17 protein-coding genes are annotated in these 17,714 nt (G+C 56.9%); 7 read left to right on the top strand and 10 right to left on the bottom strand.

Features of this window, described 5'->3' with window-relative positions:
- Nucleotides 1-41: 41 nt before the first annotated feature.
- The 6 genes from msrQ to EA797_RS19855 form a co-directional block, all read right to left on the bottom strand.
- A complete protein-coding gene (gene msrQ, locus EA797_RS19880) occupies nucleotides 42-680 on the bottom strand; it encodes a protein-methionine-sulfoxide reductase heme-binding subunit MsrQ (RefSeq protein WP_122168421.1) in 639 nt (212 codons plus the stop codon).
- The gene (gene msrP / locus EA797_RS19875) at nucleotides 680-1,690 is read right to left on the bottom strand and encodes a protein-methionine-sulfoxide reductase catalytic subunit MsrP (RefSeq protein ID WP_122168419.1); all 1,011 of its coding nucleotides are present in this window, start codon (nucleotides 1,688-1,690) and stop codon (nucleotides 680-682) included. The genes msrQ and msrP overlap by 1 nt, the downstream gene beginning before the upstream one ends.
- Before the next feature lie 60 nt (nucleotides 1,691-1,750).
- Entirely contained in the window at nucleotides 1,751-2,584 is an 834-nt protein-coding gene (pssA, locus tag EA797_RS19870) for a CDP-diacylglycerol--serine O-phosphatidyltransferase (protein WP_122168417.1), read from the bottom strand.
- Nucleotides 2,585-2,732: 148 nt separating this feature from the next.
- Nucleotides 2,733-3,749, bottom strand: a complete 1,017-nt coding sequence (gene ilvC, locus EA797_RS19865) for a ketol-acid reductoisomerase (protein WP_122168441.1) — start codon at nucleotides 3,747-3,749, stop codon at nucleotides 2,733-2,735.
- A 46-nt stretch (nucleotides 3,750-3,795) separates the two neighbouring features.
- The gene (gene ilvN / locus EA797_RS19860; protein ID WP_122168415.1) at nucleotides 3,796-4,287 is read right to left on the bottom strand and encodes an acetolactate synthase small subunit; all 492 of its coding nucleotides are present in this window, start codon (nucleotides 4,285-4,287) and stop codon (nucleotides 3,796-3,798) included.
- Nucleotides 4,288-4,289: 2 nt separating this feature from the next.
- Entirely contained in the window at nucleotides 4,290-6,014 is a 1,725-nt protein-coding gene (locus tag EA797_RS19855; protein WP_122168439.1) for an acetolactate synthase 3 large subunit, read from the bottom strand.
- A gap of 401 nt (nucleotides 6,015-6,415) precedes the next feature.
- Between EA797_RS19855 and EA797_RS19850 the strand changes: the two genes are divergently transcribed.
- The gene (locus EA797_RS19850; RefSeq protein WP_122168413.1) at nucleotides 6,416-6,847 is read left to right on the top strand and encodes a DUF4124 domain-containing protein; all 432 of its coding nucleotides are present in this window, start codon (nucleotides 6,416-6,418) and stop codon (nucleotides 6,845-6,847) included.
- 32 nt (nucleotides 6,848-6,879) lie between these two features.
- Here EA797_RS19850 and EA797_RS19845 read toward each other — a convergent pair whose 3' ends face one another.
- Genes EA797_RS19845 through mrcB form a run of 3 tightly spaced genes read right to left on the bottom strand, consistent with a single transcriptional unit; the run spans nucleotide 6,880 to nucleotide 10,285 of the window.
- A complete protein-coding gene (locus tag EA797_RS19845; RefSeq protein WP_122168437.1) occupies nucleotides 6,880-7,212 on the bottom strand; it encodes a YqcC family protein in 333 nt (110 codons plus the stop codon).
- Complete coding sequence (locus EA797_RS19840) at nucleotides 7,212-7,919, bottom strand: tetratricopeptide repeat protein (protein ID WP_122168412.1); 708 nt, start codon at nucleotides 7,917-7,919, stop codon at nucleotides 7,212-7,214. The genes EA797_RS19845 and EA797_RS19840 overlap by 1 nt, the downstream gene beginning before the upstream one ends.
- A 53-nt stretch (nucleotides 7,920-7,972) precedes the next feature.
- Nucleotides 7,973-10,285: a penicillin-binding protein 1B gene (mrcB, locus tag EA797_RS19835; protein WP_122168410.1), complete on the bottom strand. Its 2,313-nt coding sequence runs from the start codon at nucleotides 10,283-10,285 to the stop codon at nucleotides 7,973-7,975.
- Nucleotides 10,286-10,441: 156 nt separating this feature from the next.
- Here mrcB and EA797_RS19830 point away from each other — a divergent pair, with 156 nt between their 5' ends.
- From EA797_RS19830 to EA797_RS19815, 4 genes are all read left to right on the top strand, one after another.
- Nucleotides 10,442-12,004: a bifunctional aminoglycoside phosphotransferase/ATP-binding protein gene (locus tag EA797_RS19830; RefSeq protein ID WP_122168435.1), complete on the top strand. Its 1,563-nt coding sequence runs from the start codon at nucleotides 10,442-10,444 to the stop codon at nucleotides 12,002-12,004.
- A 154-nt stretch (nucleotides 12,005-12,158) separates the two neighbouring features.
- Complete coding sequence (locus tag EA797_RS19825; protein ID WP_122168408.1) at nucleotides 12,159-12,908, top strand: class I SAM-dependent methyltransferase; 750 nt, start codon at nucleotides 12,159-12,161, stop codon at nucleotides 12,906-12,908.
- An 8-nt stretch (nucleotides 12,909-12,916) separates the two neighbouring features.
- A complete protein-coding gene (locus EA797_RS19820) occupies nucleotides 12,917-13,189 on the top strand; it encodes a TfoX/Sxy family protein (RefSeq protein WP_122168406.1) in 273 nt (90 codons plus the stop codon).
- A gap of 105 nt (nucleotides 13,190-13,294) precedes the next feature.
- On the top strand, nucleotides 13,295-14,092 hold the full coding sequence (locus EA797_RS19815) for a cyclic nucleotide-binding domain-containing protein (RefSeq protein ID WP_122168404.1): 798 nt from the start codon (nucleotides 13,295-13,297) through the stop codon (nucleotides 14,090-14,092).
- Nucleotides 14,093-14,318: 226 nt separating this feature from the next.
- Here EA797_RS19815 and EA797_RS19810 read toward each other — a convergent pair whose 3' ends face one another.
- Nucleotides 14,319-15,209, bottom strand: coding sequence for a ChaN family lipoprotein (locus tag EA797_RS19810; RefSeq protein ID WP_122168402.1), 891 nt, complete (start codon nucleotides 15,207-15,209; stop codon nucleotides 14,319-14,321).
- A gap of 207 nt (nucleotides 15,210-15,416) precedes the next feature.
- On the opposite strand from EA797_RS19810, the gene EA797_RS19805 reads away from it, so the two are divergent.
- Both EA797_RS19805 and EA797_RS19800 read left to right on the top strand, forming a co-directional pair.
- A complete protein-coding gene (locus EA797_RS19805; RefSeq protein ID WP_122168401.1) occupies nucleotides 15,417-15,740 on the top strand; it encodes a Rieske (2Fe-2S) protein in 324 nt (107 codons plus the stop codon).
- Between the two features lie 71 nt (nucleotides 15,741-15,811).
- Nucleotides 15,812-17,593 carry a protein-disulfide reductase DsbD gene (locus EA797_RS19800; protein WP_122168433.1) on the top strand — a complete coding sequence of 594 codons (1,782 nt, stop codon included), beginning with the start codon at nucleotides 15,812-15,814 and terminating at the stop codon, nucleotides 17,591-17,593.
- The last annotated feature ends 121 nt before the right edge of the window (nucleotides 17,594-17,714 follow it).

Below are 17,714 nucleotides of genomic sequence, written 5' to 3'. Positions count from 1 at the left end.
CGCCGGAGAAGGTGCGCATTATAGGCACTGCAATTATCACGTCAACGGTTATTTGACGTTTTTTTCGATATAACGAAATTACGAACCTGCGACCCGTATTTGACCAAGCAATGTTGAATGGCGGGGAGTCGAGCAAAAAGAAGCCCAGCGGCGATTGAAGCGAAAAGAGCCCACTGACCAGCATCGGATCGCACCACCCACAACATATGAAGCAACGCGACTATCAAGGTCGGGTAAACGAGGCGGTGCAATTTTTTCCACCGCTTTCCCAGCTTCCGCATGCTCCATCGCGTAGAAGTTGCCGCCAGTGCGAGCAGCCCAGTCATGGCAATTGCGCCTAAGGCTATATAAGGGCGGTCTGCCAGCTCTGCTGCGAAACCGCTGAAGTCCAAGCCAAGCAAGAAATACATGTAACAAGCGAGGTGTAGCACCCCATAGGCAAAGGCCCACAATCCCAGCTGGCGGCGGAATGAAATCCAGCCCGCCCACCCGGTCAACTTCTGCAACGGCGTCATCGCTAGCGAACATAAAAGTAGAATCAAGGCACCCTGACCCAGATTATCTACCAGCACTTTGCCAGGATCTGGACCCAGTGCCGCAGTCACCCCCAAGTAAAGCCAGTAACAGGTCAAACAAGCAGCACAGATGAAAAGCAGCAACCGCCACCTAGGGTAACGCATCAATAGTCCTTACTCAGGTCCATTCCTGCATACAGTCCAGCAACTTCTTCTTCATAGCCATTGAACATAAGCGTCTTACGCACATTAGGGCTGAACAAGCTACCCGGAAGCCGTCGTTCACGCGCTTGCGACCAACGAGGGTGTGAGACGTTCGGATTGACGTTGGCGTAGAAGCCGTACTCTTGCGGCGCCATCGTCTCCCAGGTAGTCGCAGGCTGCTCTCGAACGAAGCTAATGCGAACGATGGATTTGATACTTTTGAAACCGTACTTCCACGGGACGACCAAGCGTAACGGAGCACCATTCTGATTAGGTAATACGCGACCGTACATCCCGACGGCCATCAATGTCAGCGGATGCAGCGCTTCATCCATTCTCAACCCCTCGACGTATGGCCAGTCGATCAGCGAGAATCCTCCACGCATACCAGCCATTTCTTCGGGGCGGGACAACGTTTCAAAACGGACAAATTTCGCATCAGATGTGGGTTCAAACCGGCTAATCAGATCGGCGAGCGGTACACCTAGCCAAGGAATTACCATCGACCAAGCCTCGACACATCGCAGTCGGTAAATTCGCTCTTCAAGAACAGATTTCGAGACGAGGTCCTCCAGCGAGTAATCCCCCGGCCTCCCTACTTCACCATCGACAGTAACAACCCATGGCTCGGTGGTGAGCTTATTTGCATTGCGCGCCGGATCCCCTTTGTCGGGACCGAACTCATAGAAGTTGTTGTATTGAGTTGCATCGGTGAAAGGCGTGATGTCTTCGCCCTTGACACCGACAGCTCCCCACCGAGCCTGGGCCAACTTCTCAACTAGCCACGCAGGCGAATCGGCTGCGGTGACCCCTGGGTATATCCCTGCATCAGTTTGCGCGATTACTGGTAATCCGATTGCTGCAGTGGAGAATGCAGCCCCCTGCATAAACCGTCTGCGATTCAGATAAACCGGTTCTGGCGTCACCTCAAACTCAAGGCAATCGCTTCGACGAGGCGTTTTGATCAACATGAGCTGCTCCGCTGTCATGGCTGGCGAGAGCAATCACTAGACAGCGGTTCAAGGCAAAAATCAACTTTCCACACGCTTCCGGCGGCGCATCAGGAACTGGACCGGACCCGAAACTGCATACGCTAAAAAGATCAGCAGCAGAATACGCGGTGGGTCACTGAACACCACGGCAAATACAAGGACGACAACCAGGATCGCCACAAATGGCACCCGGCCTTTCAGATCGAGGTCCTTGAAGCTGTAGTACTTGATATTGCTGACCATCAGCAGACCAGCTGCAGCGACAAGCAGCGCGAAAAGCATGATCACGGCTAGCGGAAGATCGTAGCCATGTATACCCGGCTCATCCAAAGCCCAGACTGCCCAGACCGAGCCTGCCACGACTCCTGCTGCCGCAGGGCTCGCCAAGCCTATGAACCACTTTTTATCGACCTTACCGATTTGGGTGTTGAACCGTGCCAGCCTCAATGCGGCGCAAGCCACATAAATGAAGGCGACCGTCAAGCCAACATTCCCTAGACTGGACAACGCCCATTGATAAGCCAAGACAGCAGGAGCCAAGCCAAAGGCAACCATGTCCGACAGGGAGTCATACTCGGCACCGAACGCACTTTGCGTATTGGTGAGCCGCGCCACACGTCCATCAAGACTATCGAGCACCATCGCAACGAAAACTGTAGCCGCCGCAACGTAGAAATTGCCATTGATGGCTGTGACTATGCAGAAAAAGCCAGCAAACAGATTGGCAGTCGTAAATAGGTTCGGGAGCAGGTAGATGCCCCGATGCCGAACTTTACGACCTTCGGCGTCCTGGCTTTCTTCGATGTGTTCGTCGATAGGCAGAATACTTTCTGGCTCGATGGGCTTGTTCGGCTCTTCGGGATTCTCATTCATGCAATTCACCAACAGCAGGTTTGAATAATTTCGACAGGGGTTGAGGCAGCGCGTTCATCCCGTCGACAGGCATCGATTTATAACAGACTGCGGGATCCATAACGAAAGAACGCGGCCTAAGCCGCGTTCTTTCAGCATCAACCAGCTATCAGTTCTTGCTCTTGTCGACGATCTTGTTAGCTGCGATCCACGGCATCATGGAACGCAGCTTTTCACCTACGACTTCAATGCCGTGAGCGGCATTGTTGCGGCGATAAGCAGTCATCGACGGATAATTTGCGGCGCCCTCAGTGATGAACATCTTCGCGTACTCGCCATCCTGGATGCGCTTGAGTGCATTGCGCATCGCGGCGCGAGACTCGGCGTTGATCACCTCAGGACCTGTCACATACTCACCGTACTCCGCATTATTGGAGATCGAGTAGTTCATGTTAGCGATGCCGCCTTCGAACATCAGGTCAACAATCAGCTTCAGCTCATGAAGGCACTCGAAGTAAGCCATTTCTGGCGCATACCCGGCTTCAACCAGTGTCTCGAAACCTGCCTTTACCAACTCAACGCAGCCGCCACAAAGTACAGCCTGCTCGCCGAACAGATCGGTCTCGGTCTCATCCTTGAATGTGGTTTCGATGATACCGGTACGACCGCCACCGACGCCGGACGCGTACGACAGCGCAACGTTCTTGGCATTGCCTGATGCATCCTGATAGATCGCAATGAGATCCGGAATACCGCCACCTTTGACGAACTCGGAGCGAACGGTGTGCCCCGGAGCCTTCGGGGCGATCATGATCACGTCCAAATCGGCACGCGGAACGACCTGGTTGTAATGAATGGAGAAGCCATGCGCAAACGCCAGGGTCGCACCCTTCTTCAGGTTCGGCTCGATCTCGTCACGGTACAGACGACCCTGAAACTCGTCCGGAGTCAGGATCATCACGACATCAGCAGCGGATACAGCAGCAGCAACATTGTCGACCCTCAAGCCATGGGCTTCAGCCTTGGCAACCGAAGGAGAGCCGGCGCGCAGGCCCACAGTGACATCAACACCGGAATCCTTGAGGTTGCACGCATGGGCGTGACCTTGGGAGCCATAACCGATGATCGCGACTTTCTTGCCCTGGATGATGGAGAGGTCACAATCTTTATCGTAGAAAACTTTCATGGAATTACCCCAGTTACTGGCCATTCGGGCCATTCATTAAATCGTGTTAGATGCTCAGCACTTTATCGCCGCGGGAGATACCCGTGACACCGCTGCGCACCACTTCCAGAATTGATGTAGTACCGACTGCCTGGATGAAGCTGTCCAGCTTGTCAGTGGTACCTGCCAGCTGGATGGTGTAGACGTTGGGCGTGACATCGACGATCTGCCCGCGGAATATGTCGGTTGTGCGCTTGACCTCGGCACGCTGCGCGCCGGTGGCCTTAACCTTGATCAGCATCAGCTCGCGCTCGATGTGCGCGCTCTCCGACAAGTCGACGAGCTTGACGACCTCAACCAGCTTGTTGAGGTTCTTAGTGATCTGCTCGATCACCTCCTCGTGTCCAGCGGTCGTTAGCGTCAACCGTGACAGAGTAGGATCCTCGGTCGGCGCGACGGTGAGACTTTCAATGTTGTAGTTGCGCTGCGAGAACAGCCCGACCACACGAGACAATGCGCCTGGTTCGTTTTCCATCAATAGGGAAATGATATGTCTCATGATCAGGTCCGCTCCGTCTTGCTGAGCCACATGTCGCGCATCGCGCCGTCTTTGATTTGCATCGGATAGACGTGCTCGCTGGTGTCGACAGCAATGTCCATGAATACCAGACGATCCTTCAGCGCGAAGGCCTCTTCCATTTTTGGCTTCAGGTCCTTCAAGTCAGTGATGCGCATACCGACATGTCCGTACGCCTCGACCAACTTGACGAAGTCCGGCAGCGACTCCATGTAGGAGTGCGAATAACGGCTGCTGTACTGCATGTCTTGCCACTGGCGGACCATGCCAAGTGCGCCGTTGTTGAGATTGATGATCTTAACTGGCAGGTCGTACTGCAGGCAGGTCGATAGCTCCTGAATATTCATCTGGATGCTGCCTTCGCCGGTAACGCAGGCGACATCAGCGTCCGGGAAGTTCAGCTTGGCGCCCATGGCAGCGGGGAAGCCGAAACCCATGGTGCCCAGCCCGCCAGAGTTGAGCCAACGGTTGGGCTTGTCGAATTTGTAGTACTGACAGGCGAACATCTGATGCTGGCCAACGTCAGAGGCCACGTACGCATCGCCCCTCGTCACTTCGCACAGTGTTTCGATGACGGCCTGCGGCTTGATGATCGTGCCGTCGCCCTTGTCGTATGGGAATAACCCACGACTGCCCCGCCATTCTTCGATCTGCTTCCACCAGCTGGCGACCGTTTCAGCGTTCGGTGCTTGGCCAATTTCCTTGACGATAGCCACCATCTCGGTAAGTACGCTATCGACCGGACCAACGATCGGTATGTCCGCCTTGATCGTCTTGGATATCGAGGCCGGATCGATATCAATATGAATGATCTTGGCGTTAGGGCAGAACTTGGTAGCGCCATTGATCACCCGATCATCGAAGCGCGCCCCCACAGCCAGGATCACGTCGGAATGGTGCATGGCCAAGTTGGCCGTGTAACTGCCGTGCATACCCAGCATGCCGACGAACTGACGATCACTTCCGGGATAGCAGCCAAGCCCCATTAGCGTATTCGTCACAGGCAGGTTGAGCATCTTCGCCAGCTCGGTGAGCTGCGCTGATGCTCCGCCCATGATCACGCCACCGCCTGCGTAGATGATCGGCCGCTTGGCGGCCAGCAACAGTTCGGCTGCCTTGCGTATCTGCCCGGAATGGCCGCGAACAGCTGGACTGTACGAGCGCAGCTTGGCTTTCTTGGGGTAGACGTATTCGAACTTCTCTGCGGGATTGGTCATGTCCTTTGGTATGTCCACGACAACCGGGCCGGGACGACCGGACTGAGCCAGATAGAACGCTTTCTTCATCACATCGGGAATTTCCGAAGGATGCTTGATCATGAAGCTGTGCTTAACGATAGGACGGGAAATACCGATCATGTCGGTTTCCTGAAAGGCATCCGTACCGACCATGTTGCTGGCAACCTGCCCGGAGATCACCACCATGGGGATCGAGTCCATGTAAGCGGTTGCAATACCGGTGATCGCGTTGGTTGCTCCTGGGCCAGAAGTCACCAGCACCACACCAGCCTTGCCGGTGGCGCGAGCGTAACCGTCAGCCATATGGGTCGCAGCCTGCTCATGACGGACAAGGATGTGCGTAACTTCCTTCTCCTTGAACAGCGCATCATAGATATGCAGCAGGGCTCCACCAGGGTAGCCGTAGATGTACTTAACGCCCTCGTCACGCAAAAAGCGGACGACCATTTCAGCGCCGGATAAAAGTTCCACGTTGATCACCTCTAGAACGCCAGTAGCCGCCCCGCGTTGGACCGGCCAGAAATAGGTTTACTGCCAAGCAGCGCATGAGCGACGGTGGTCGCCGACTACGTCAGCTCTGTCAAAGCAAGTATTAGGAAAGCCCCAAAGTGTTGCGGGGCGCCCCTCCCAGCGCGAGGTAACGCGTTGCGGGTGTTGCAAGTCGGCGCGGGTGTGCACCTCATGAATGATCGAGAAGCGCGCTTGCGGCGGCTTCTCAGAACAGCAAGCATGGAATTGTTCGGATTAGACACAACCAAGTCAAGCCCAGCGAACACATCCGGCCTCGTTGAGCTGTGATCTAGCGCAGAATGGTCTCCCCTGCCTTTTGCGTATAGTACCGACTTGGTTCTGCACCCATAGAAGGGATTAGCATGCGTTTGACGATTATCGCAGGCAGCTTATTGCTTGCACTGAGCAGCGCCGTCATGGCTGGCCAGGTATATAAATGGGTGGATGCTCAGGGTGTAACGCACTTCGGCGCGCAGCCCCCGCAGGGCCAAGCTGCCCAAGCGCTCAACACAGCGACCCCGCCACCTAAGCCACTAGAGGCAGCACAGGTCGAACCAGCAACCACCGGTGATACCGAACAGCGCGCAATCGACCAGAAGGTAAAGAAACAGGTGGCGGAGCAGGAAGCTGAGCGCCAGCGTTACTGCACCACTCTACGCACCAACCTGGCACAACTGCAAAACAATCCCCGAGTGCGCGTGGAAGAAGACGGGGAAATGCGACGACTCAATGAAGAAGAACGTCAGGAGCGAATCAGCGATACCCAGAAGAAGATCGGTGACACTTGCAACTGAGGCGAACTGGTTACAGGACCGCCCGACTGCAATCAACTGTTGCTACCAATGATCAATTCATCAAAGGCCCTGAGTGCCTTTAGCAGGCCGGACATCTGCCCCAGCCTGCCCTGATAGACCATCTCAGCCATCGCCAATATTCCAGACACCGTAGGTAGCGCCTCATCACGCTCGAGAATGAGCTTCATCCTGGGTAGAAATATCCACTGAAGCCATTCTTCGAATGCCAAGGTGTCTACGCAGAAAGGCTCCTGACTGGCCAACAAACGAGCTTCCGGCGGTGATGCGGCCCAAAAGCCCTGGACCCGAAGCTCGCGCTCTATCAACAACAGCTGATCAGCCAGCGCTGAAGTCCGATAGTCCATCACAATGCGACCTTTGCTCGCTCACGTGCTTGCGCCGCTCCTGCTGCGTTGCCCTGACGTTCACGCGCTTGGGCAATCAACTCCCACAAGCTCGCCTGCAATGCCGGCCGATCTCCGGCGTAGCTCAGCCCTCGCCGGGATAACTGCTCAGCCTGCACCGCATCACCCTGAGCAAGACGCACCTGAGCGAGGCGGTACAGCACCTGAGGCTCGCGGGGTGCTATACGCTGGGCACGCTCCAGGCTCGACGCCGCTCCATTGAGGTCCCCGCCACCCTGCTGTTGTTGAGCTGTCGTCAACAACGCGAGAACCGGACCGTCAAGCCGCTCGTCGGCAGATAACGTTCCTGAGTTTGACGGGATACCGCTTGGCATCGGCTGGCGAGGAGCTGGAGCTGGACCTGGAGTTGGAGTTGGAGCGCTCCATTGTTCGCGGGCTTCAGGCGCCGGCATGGGCGAGCCGCTGAAACCGGCGTCAGGCGCAGCAAACGTCTGCAACGGCTCGGAGCGCTGCTGTGGCACCATCACCATCACACCCGAGTCTTCAGACGAGGGCTGCACCGGGACTGTTGGCGTGCCAGCCGAACGTGAGGGTTGCCGCGATGAGACCTCTTCAGAGACGGGGGCACCCGAATCTACGACTGGAATCGCGCCGCGCTTGACCGTAGCACAGCCCTGCACCAGCACTGCTGTCGCCAGCACGATCATCCATTGCTTTCTCACTGCTTGAACCTCATAGAAATCTCATTCAACTGGCGCAATCAAGGCAGCCAGCCACGAACCCAATCCATCACTGACTCCGCCGGGGCCTGAATACCGCAGCCCGGACCAAGTGCAGGTTCACTGCCGCGAATGTAGGGGATCTGCACTGCGTTTGGACAGTTATCAGACGTCCCCTGCCCGGTCTGCGAGTCGATCCACGCCATCTCGACGTTCTCTGGCAATGTCGACTGCAGCGGTAGCGGATCGGCGCGACGCATGAAATCGCCCCAAACTTGCAGAGCACCGGTCGCCCCCGTTAGCGAGGTCTTTCCGTTGTCATCACGCCCCAACCAGACCACCGCGAGCAAGTCCTGACTGAAGCCTGCAAACCAGCTGTCGCGCGAGTCATTAGTGGTTCCGGTCTTGCCAGCCAAGGCTAATGATTTCGGCAAGTAATTGTAGGCCGAGCGCCCGGTGCCTTCGAGCATCGCACGCTGCATAGCGTACTGTGTCAGGTAGATTGCGCCACCATCGAAACGTTGCTCGATCTTGAACGGATAACGACTGAGCGGCTCACCATCTGCCGCAACGACGCTGCGGATACCACGTAGCGGCGTATTGAACCCGCCATTGGCCAGGGTCTGGTACATCCCTGCCACCTCGATTGGTCGCAAACCGCCGGCCCCGAGCAGCATCGATGGGTACGCCGGCCACTGTGGCGATGCCCCCAGCCGTTCAAGTGTCTTCAAAACGTGAGGAACGCCGAGATCGAGGCCCAAGCGCGCCGTGGAAAGGTTGTAGGAGTTGGCCAGTGCCTGATAGAGGTACACGGTACCGTGAGCTGTACGCCCGTAATTATGCGGCCTCCACACCTGACCATCCGCGCCTTTGACCGAGAATGGCTCGTCTTCCAGGAGACTTGTCAGGGTGTACTGACTGGGCTTCTCAAGCGCGGCCAAGTAGATAGCTGGTTTGATTAGCGAGCCGATAGGTCGCGAGGCATCCAACGCACGATTGAACCCCGCAAACCCTGGCTGACGACTACCGAGCATAGCCTGCAACTCTCCGGTCTCGGGGTTTGTGACCAGCATGGCGCCTTCCACGCCCTCCGCCGCCTTGCCGAGGCGCTTCAACGTCTCGGTCATGGCTGTCTCGGCTTTGCGCTGCAGTATGGGATCGAAACTGGTAAAAACGCGAAGGCCTTCCTCGGTCAGATCTTCGTCACGGTATTCTTCGCGAAGCTGCCGTTTGACGAGGTCGAGAAACGCAGGATACGAGCTGTCGGCGAGACTACCCCGAGGCGTGACCCCGAGCGGAGTCTTTTTAGCCGCATCGGCTTCGTCAGCGGTCAGGACCTGCTGCTCGGCCAAGAGATCCAGCACAAGATTACGACGCTCCAACGCCCGTTCAGGATTACGCCGAGGATTGTAGTAGGTGGGGCCCTTCACCATGCCCACCAGCAGCGCAACGTGTTGCACATCAAGCTCCACGAGCGGACGGCCAAAGAAATACTGACTGGCCAATCCGAAACCATGAATCGCCCGACGGCCGTCCTGCCCCAGAAACACCTCATTGAGATAGGCCTCGAGGATTTCATTCTTGTCGTAGTGCAGCTCCAGCAGGACCGCCATCATCGCTTCAGTAGCCTTGCGGTTAAGGCTGCGCTCGTTGGTCAGGTAGAAATTCTTGACCAGCTGCTGGGTCAAGGTGCTTCCGCCTTGCCTTACCTCGCCCGCAGTCAGGTTGACCCAGACAGCACGCGCAATGGATTTTGGCGACACTCCGAAATGGTCGAAGAACTCCCGATCCTCGACAGCGACCAGCGTTTCGACCAGATACGGCGGAGCCTGATCTAACTTGATCAGAATGCGATCTTCGTTGTGAGCCGGGTAAAGTCCACCGATGGTTACAGGCTCAAGGCGCGCGACCGGGAGCTCCTCCCCATTTGCCCGGGTCAAACCGGCAACGAAGTCGCCAGAAAATCGCACTCGGATACGCTGCGACTCTTCCGCGCCTTCATAAAAGCGGAAACCCCGCGTGTGCATTTCCACCGCGTTAGCGCCAACGGACATGCTACCCGGGCCGCTCACGCTTTTTTCCCGGCGATACCCGAGCGCATCGAGCTCAGTCAGGAAATCGTCCTTCGCGAGTTTTTGCCCAGTGAATAACTCAAGCGGGCGCGCATAAACGGTAGCGGGGATGGTCCAGCGCTTTCCGGAAAATTTTTCCTGCACCAGAGCGTCGAGATAAACCGCCACACCGGCAACAAGCACCAGCGCGACAATGGAGAGTTTGACAGCCCAGCCCAACCAGGGACGAGAGCCTCCGGAACGGCGTTTAGAGCGGGGGCGAGGGGAGCGTGATTTAGTCATGGCGGCGCATTATACGCACTTTGATTTGCGCAGAAGACGGCCTCTTGGCGGTTTGCAGGCCAACCCCGGATGGACATAATGGTGCGTTTTCTGACTGTGTGAACTGTTTCCCGAAGTGCTCACACGCCACGCCCATTGAATTCACAAGGAATGAACGTGAGCCAAGAACTGATCGCTGCGTTGCAGAACCCTGCTCTCTACCCCCACCCGGTCGAAGGTTTCAGGATCATCGAAACTCATATCTCCTGGGTCATACTCACCGGAACCTACGCGTACAAAATGAAAAAGCCTGTCAACTTTGGCTTTCTCGACTTCACTGACCTGGCCGCTCGGAAGCATTTCTGCGAGGAGGAGCTGCGCCTGAATCAGCGTATGGCGCCGGACTTGTACCTTCGGGTCTTACCGGTAACCGGCAGCCTCGAAGCACCCCAAATTGGCGGTCAGGGCGAGGCGATCGAGTTCCTGCTGCAGATGCGCGAGTTCCCCCAGACGCAGCTGATGGCTGAAGTACAGGCGCGCGGCGAACTGACAGATGCCCATATTGATGCCCTTGCGGAACAGATTGCGTCATTTCACCTGAGCATTCCGCAGGTCGCCGCTGGTCACGCGTTGAATAGCGCGGAGGCGATCGTCGCGCCGATGCGGCAGAATTTTGAACAGATCCAACCTTTGCTAACCGAGCAAGCTGACCTGCAGCAACTCGACGCTTTGATCGAATGGACCGAAACCAGCATTGCCCGTTTGCAGCCGGTGCTCGAGCAGCGCAGCCAGCAAGGATTCATCCGCGAATGCCATGGCGACCTGCACCTGGGTAATGCCACCATTATTGAAGACAAGGTGGTGTTGTTCGATTGCATCGAATTCAACGAACCCTTCCGCCTGATCGATATCGCGTCCGATGCTGCATTCCTCGTGATGGATCTGGAAGATCGCGGCCTGAAATGTCAGGCCCGACGCTTCATCAATGGCTGGTTGGAGCGCACTGGCGACTACTCCTCGCTTCAACTGCTCAATCTCTACAAGGCGTATCGGGCAATAGTCCGCGCCAAGGTCAGCCTGTTTCGACTGCATCAGGAAGAAGATGCCGTGCAGCGACGGGTCATCCTTCGCCAATACCGCAGCTATGCAAACCTGGCCGAAAGCTACAGTGCCATCCCTTCGCGCTTCCTTGCGATCACTCATGGCGTCTCGGCCGTCGGCAAGAGCCAGGTTGCCGTACGTCTTGTGGAAGCACTGGGCGCAATTCGCATTCGCTCGGACGTGGAGCGTAAGCGGCTGCATGGCGAGCAACCCGATGCGCTCACAAGCGAAGTGAGCGCTGGCATCTACAGCGCTACAGCGGGCGATGCCACCTATCAACGATTGCATGCTCTCGCCGAGTCCGCGCTCGGTGCTGGTTTCTCGGTAGTGATCGACGCAACCTACCTCAAGCAACACTACCGACAGGCGGCGTGGCAAGTCGCTGAAGCGACCGGCGTTCCCTTCATCATTCTCAGCTGTGAGGCGCCTGAAGCGGTGATCGAGCAGTGGTTAGCCCAACGCCAAGCCACTGGCAGCGATCCGTCCGACGCGACCATGGATGTGGTCAGGGCACAGCAACAATCGCGTGAGCCCCTTAGCGACAGCGAGCAGTTGCTCAACCGGCAGATCGACACACCTGACGCAGACAGTCTTGACGCCTTGGTCAGTGCAATTCGGCAACGCCTTCCGGGGCTTTAAATTCTGGGTCACATTGCACCGGAAGCCACTCTGGTGCGATCAGCGCACCGCAGAGAGCAGAACTCGGCGGTGCTTCTATACTTGGCTTGGTCTGTCAGTGGAAACCGACCATGCCGACCATCGTTGTGCAGTTTGAACTTGTAGGGCACGCAGCATGAGCGTCAGTGCCCTTTTCTCGATCCGCTCGGACCATTACGCGCAGTTCCGCCCGGTCTATCCGGCCGATCTATTCGAATGGTTAGCCGATCATTGCTCCGCTACGCAATGTGCGGTCGATATTGCTGCAGGCACCGGGCAAGCGAGTCACCCACTATCGAAATGGTTCGAGCAGGTGGTGGCGTGCGATGCCAGCCTAGACCAATTGCGTGGCAGTGCGAGCTGGAAGGCCGTCCAGCGAATCGCCGCAGACGCCGAAAAGCTGCCGCTGCGCGACGGCGTCGCCGATCTTGTAGTGGTAGCGCAAGCGCTCCACTGGTTCGCCACTCCGGACTTCTTTCGCGAAGCGCGAAGAGTACTCGCACCTAATGGCCTATTCAGCGCCTGGTGCTATAGCTTGCTCCGAATAGCACCCGAGTTCGACGCACTGATCGATCACTTGCACGGCGATATCCTGCGCGGATATTGGCCTTCGGGACGATCCAGCGTCGACAGCGGCTATCGTGACATTCACCCCCCATTCCAGACTATCCGGGTCCCAGAGTTTGTCATTGAAACCCAATGGAACTTGCATCAATTGATGGGCTACCTTCATACCTGGTCAGCGGTGAAGCGCTGGCAGCGAACTCATGGCAAAGACCCGCTGGATCAGCTCGGATCAGAGCTCTCAAAACGGTGGGGAAATCCTGATCATCAGCGATCAGTTCGATGGCCGCTTCACTTCATCGCCGGTTATCCCGGTCGTTAGGAGCAATCATGCACGACGAGCTGCTGACGTTGAGAAATCTCGGCAAGACATCCGCGCAATGGCTGCATGCTTCAGGGATCCACACGGCCGATGATCTGCGTCGCCTCGGTTCGGTGAGTGCCTATCAGGCCGTCAAGTCTCGTGGCTTCAGCGCTTCTCGGGTGCTCCTCTACGCAATAGAAGGCGCGTTACGAGACATCAATTGGAAGGAGCTGCCAGACGCGCTGAAGAACGAGCTCAATCAGCATCTGGCTGGCTGCGATTATCGAGACAAGAGCTAGCTCACAACCTCCACTCTGCGAGATTTACTCGAGTCGAGCGCAGCCTTAATGTGAGCACGCGCATCGCTCCACCTTTGTGAGCCCGCTTGTCCAAGGATTGCAGTTATGTATTTACTCGGGGAACAACCGGCTTACGCCGAGCAACTGATCAATCGCCTGCAGGGGATCCCCGCGCAACTGCTGGAAGGCCTTGCACCTTCGGCGCCCCCCATTGAACTCAAGGACTCCGACGATCTGGCGGAAGATCTGCCCGAGCAGCATCTTTTCATCATCGAGAGTGGACTGTTGCATGCGCTGGTCGATGACAGGCCGCTTTTCTATATGCAGGAAGGCGACCTGCTAGGACTGCGCCAGGGAATCGAGCTACCGCTTTGCCGCTATCGCAGCGACGAAGCGATCCGCGTGATTCCATATTCAAGAACCATGGTGTTTCAGCATATCCATGCCGATCCGCGCAAGCAGGAGCTGTTCACCCAATACCTGATCGGCCAAACCGCGCTGCTCTCCGACGCGCTAGCCCGGATCAAACAGCCCGAAATTCACCCCACCACCGGATTTCAACATTTCGCAGCCGGCGATGAGCTGATCCGCCAAGGCGACGACGCGGACAACGTATTCATCATCATCGAAGGTCATGCTGAGGCGCGCGTAGATGGACAGAAGGTCGGGGATGTGCAGCGCGACGAGATATTTGGCGCCATGGCCGTGTTCACCCAGGAGAAGCGCAGCGCCACGGTCGTCGCTACGGTTCCCTGTACTGTCATGCTCATTCCTAAAGATCAATTCCTCGGCCTGATGCAGAGTAACCCGAAGATTGCTCACAGTCTGATCGAGAGCATGGCTCGACGCATCGATCTGCTGAACAAGGAAGTTACCCAGCTTCGCTTGCCCCTTTCTGCATGAGCGCTACCGACAAACAGTCAGCTGAAATCTATTTTCAATCAGCCATTGACTAACGAATGAGAATTGTTATTATTAGCACCACTGGTCGCGAGATCAGTGGGTAAACTGGAAGACCAGGCAGTCGGACTTTCAGGTTATCTCCTCATCAGGCTAATCACGGTTTTGACCCGGCTCTTGCCGGGTCTTTTTTTGCCCGCAAAAACCCGCCACCTCTCATAAGCTCAACTCACCGCCAGTTACGTTGCTTGCCGAACGCGGCGCAATGATCCTGCTGGGGTCGAGCAGGGGTGAACAAGACGTAATCAGCCTGCTTGGCCTGCAGCGTCTCACCCACCTCAGCCAGCATCAATACCTTGGTTTTCGCGTCGCGCTCGTGATTTGCCAGATGCAGAGGCACGCCAAGATCACGTCGAACGTGGAAGGCGCCAGCAAGCAACATCGCCGGAGTCGGGGCGACCTCCAACTGCTCCGCCATTCGGCGATCACGCTGTTGCTGCACAGCAAGCATCGCCGGCAACTGAGCTTCCGGCAACATGCCACAGTGGGAGTCCCGGATCTGCTCTAACAGCCGGTCTTGGACTTCGGTCCCGCCCGCCCTGCCCTTCAATGCGGGAACGCGCCGATAGATATCGGCGATCTCATCACGGTCAAGGTTTGCTGGAAGCAAGGGATAAGGCTGCACCAGCGCATATTCAACCAACGGCTGGTACAGCACCCAAGGCCACCCCTCCTGCCACTGCAGCTCGGCAGGCAAGTCGGCGGGCCAGTGGCCACGACTAACTGAGGTCTTGACCAGCTCAACTGGTTGCTTTTGGTCAGGATTAAGCATCTCAAGCAACAGACTTCCTTGATGACGGCGCTGAGCTAAAGCCTGAAGCAGCCACACCTGCAGCGCGTGATGGTCCGGATTGTCATGGCGCTCGCCAACAAGCACTTGATCTGCATCGGCCAATTCATCAACAAGTTGCCTGGCGGACATTGGCTCACCCTGCTGCAGGTCGATGATCAGTCCGAGGTCAGGGTGCTGGAGTCCTTCCGGGCTCTGCCATGAAGGGAGCGGAGGCATCGACTGACATCCGCCAAGCAGGATCACAATAGTGAGCAGGAAAATTCGCATCTGAGCCCCTCGGCCGTCTGTATTGGCTGATCATCGGCCCAGCCGACTAGCGGATCAATCCATTCAGGCAGCTCAGTGGTTAGCCAGCGCACGCCGTCAGGCGTGACACTCGGCCCGACAGCGCTCCACATCAGCCGTACCTGAAGATGTGTCAGAACACCAACCAGCATTGAGGGATAATTCGGAAAGATACCGGAGTGCGTGAAAATGATACGACTGTGTAATGGAACCGATGTAGCAGAGGGCACGAGCAAAGGATTTCAGTTGGACGGACAAAGCCTCCTTGCGGTACGTAAAGATGGCACGCTGCATGTCTATCTGAATCGGTGCCCGCATCGAGGGATTCCTTTGGAATGGCTTCCCGACCAGTTTCTCGACAGCAGCGGTAGCCTGATTCAATGCGCGACACACGGCGCACTTTTTCTCATCGAAAGTGGTGAGTGCGTGGCCGGCCCTTGTGCCGGAGCTTATCTACGACCCGTACCAAGCATCGAGCGCGACGGCATTATCTGGTTGCAAAACCCCGAATAGTGCGACGTTGCGCCCGGGCGACGAATCCCCACGTTGGGTATCATGCAGCGACTGCTACCTGTGAGATGACCATGCGCCGTTTGCTGAGTCTGCTGATTTTGCTTTTCGCCCTCCCGGCCGTCGCAGGCCTGTTCGATAGCCGACCGAGCTCGACGCTCGGCGGGCTGAATAATTCTGCTGAGTTCCTTCCGGTTCGCGAAGCGTTCCGCCTGAGCGTGGTGAGTACGGCACCCGAGCTGGTCAAACTAAAATTCGTGGCTGCAGAGGGGTACTACCTCTACCGTCACCGATTCCAGTTCAACTCCACCGATGGCGAGGTGGTCATCGGCGAGGCGAAGCTGCCCACAGGCGAGCAGAAAACCGACGACTACTTTGGTGAAGTGGAGGTGTACTACGGTGTGCTCGATGTCGAGCTACCGGTACAGGCTCCGGATGATCGACCCTTTACGCTGAACGTCAGCTATCAGGGCTGCGCTGACAAAGGCCTCTGCTACCCCCCGGAGACGGAGTCGTTCGATATTGGGGGCACGCCCGCCGCCGCTCCTGCTTCCGATACTTCCGCCAGAGTCGCAAGCGAAGAGCAAGCTTCACTGTCCTGGCGTTCAGTGGCTCTATTCTTCCTCGCCGGGCTGGGCCTGACATTCACGCCCTGCGTATTACCCATGCTGCCAATTCTGTCGGGTGTGGTACTTCGCGGGCAGATCGGAGGGATGCGAAGCTTCCTACTGTCACTCGCCTATGTACTGCCGATGGCAGGCGGCTTCGCATTGCTGGGCGCACTAATGGGTGTGTTCGGAGCGGAGCTGAATCTCCAGGCTCGGCTGCAGTCACCCTGGGTACTGGTACCTTTCGCGGCGTTTTTTGTCGCATTCGCAATGGCGATGTTCGGCATGTTCGAGCTGCGGCTACCTCAACTCATGGGTGACCGACTGGAGCGAATCGCCGGCAAAGCAAAGGGCGGCTCCTTCATGGGCGCAGCATTGCTGGGCACCGTCTCCAGCCTGCTTGTATCGCCGTGCGTTTCTGCGCCGCTAGCGGGCGCACTGCTCTATATAAGCGCGAGCGGCGATGCCTTGGGTGGAGGGTTGAAACTTTTTGCACTCGGTCTTGGCATGGGCACACCGCTGGTTCTGTTCGCCGTTGGCGGGGGTGCGTTATTGCCAAAAAGCGGACCCTGGATGATCGTAGTGCGCAATGTATTCGGCGTCATGCTGCTTGCCGTTGCAGTATGGATGCTCGAGCGGGTATTGGCAGGACCATTGGCGCTGGCACTCTGGGGCTTACTGGCAGCTGGCGCGGCATTGTTCCTCGGCGCTCTGGAGTTTACCCAGAAAAATGCACGACAGAAATTGGCCCAACTTGCAGGGCTAGCCCTCCTTGTTTACGCAACCGCGGCATGGGTAGGGGCCTTACAAGGCGGAACCGACCCCCTTCGCCCGCTACCTCGCTTGAGCCAAACTGCTAATGGGGCCAATAGTGAAGAGGAGAACTGGCATACGGTCTCATCGCCGGCTGAACTCGAGAGACAGATGAGTGCAGCTCGATCCGCAGGCGAGCCGCTAATGCTCGACTGGTACGCCGACTGGTGTATCAGCTGCAAAGTGATCGAACGTGAAGTATTTGCAGCACCGGAAATTGCCTCCCGCCTTTCAGGATACCGACTGGTTCGCTTCGACATCACCGAAAGCAATGCCGAACAACGCGCATTGCTCGACCGCTACAAGCTCTTTGGTCCGCCGGCTGTACTATTTTTCGACCGTAGCGGCCAGGAGTTGGCAGACATCCGCGTCGTTGGCGAAATCGATGCAAGCCAGTTCGCCAAGCGCTTGGACGGTGCCGAAGCATCGCTCTAATTCAATCCCTGTCGCAATCTCCAGTCATAATGTCGACATTTACGCCGATTAACACATGACTGGACAGTCAGCCCCACCTTCGTGCATAGTTTTTCCCCTCACCGACTGGCCGCTCCGTCGA

The sequence above is a fragment of the Stutzerimonas zhaodongensis genome (assembly GCF_003696365.1).
Lineage (GTDB): Bacteria > Pseudomonadota > Gammaproteobacteria > Pseudomonadales > Pseudomonadaceae > Stutzerimonas > Stutzerimonas zhaodongensis.
The sequence above is the reverse complement of the archived record's forward strand: the minus strand, read 5'-3'. Positions and strand labels throughout refer to the sequence as shown.